The organism is Streptomyces africanus (assembly GCF_002150735.1).
In the GTDB taxonomy this organism is placed as follows: Bacteria; Actinomycetota; Actinomycetes; order Streptomycetales; family Streptomycetaceae; genus Streptomyces; species Streptomyces africanus.
This window is the reverse complement of sequence record NZ_MUKA01000571.1, coordinates 1-643: the sequence shown is the minus strand read 5'-3', so window position 1 is coordinate 643 and position 643 is coordinate 1. Positions and strand designations below refer to the sequence as shown.

Annotated in this window: 1 protein-coding gene; it reads left to right on the top strand. The window is 72.0% G+C overall.

Going from position 1 to position 643, the window contains the following annotated elements:
* On the top strand, positions 1–577 hold a 577-nt coding region (locus CCL05_RS42190), incomplete at its 5' end, for an Fpg/Nei family DNA glycosylase (RefSeq protein ID WP_086565812.1).
* Positions 578–643: the final 66 nt, after the last annotated feature.

Genomic DNA, 643 nt, shown 5'->3' with positions numbered 1-643 from the left:
CATCCCCGCACCCCCACCCACCGACACGATCCGCCTCCGCCTCGCCGACGACACCACCTGCGTCGACCTCCGCGGCCCCACCACCTGCGCCCTCATCACACCCCCGGAGAAGCAGGCGATACACGACCGCCTCGGCCCCGACCCCCTCCGCGACGACGCCGACCCGGACACCGCGTACCGCCGTATCTCCCGCAGCCGTACGACCATCGCCGCCCTCCTCATGGACCAGAAGGTCGTCGCCGGCGTGGGAAACGTCTACCGCGCGGAGGTCCTCTTCCGGCACCGCATCGACCCGTACCGCCCCGGCAAGGACATCACCCCGCCCGAGTGGCACGCGATCTGGACCGACCTGGTCGAGCTCATGCACGACGGCGTCCGCACCAACCGCATCGACACGGTCCGCCCGGAACACACCCCGGAGGCGATGGGCCGCCCACCCCGGGTGGACGACCACGGCGGCGAGGTGTACGTGTACCGCAGGGCCCACCAGCCCTGCCACATCTGCGGCGGCGAGATCCGCACCGCCGATCTCGCCGCCCGCAACCTCTTCTGGTGCCCGATCTGCCAACGCCCCTGAAGAACCAGGTCCTTGAAGCCCGCCCTCAGAACCCGTGCGGCAACCACGGCGCCGCCGCCCCGCCCC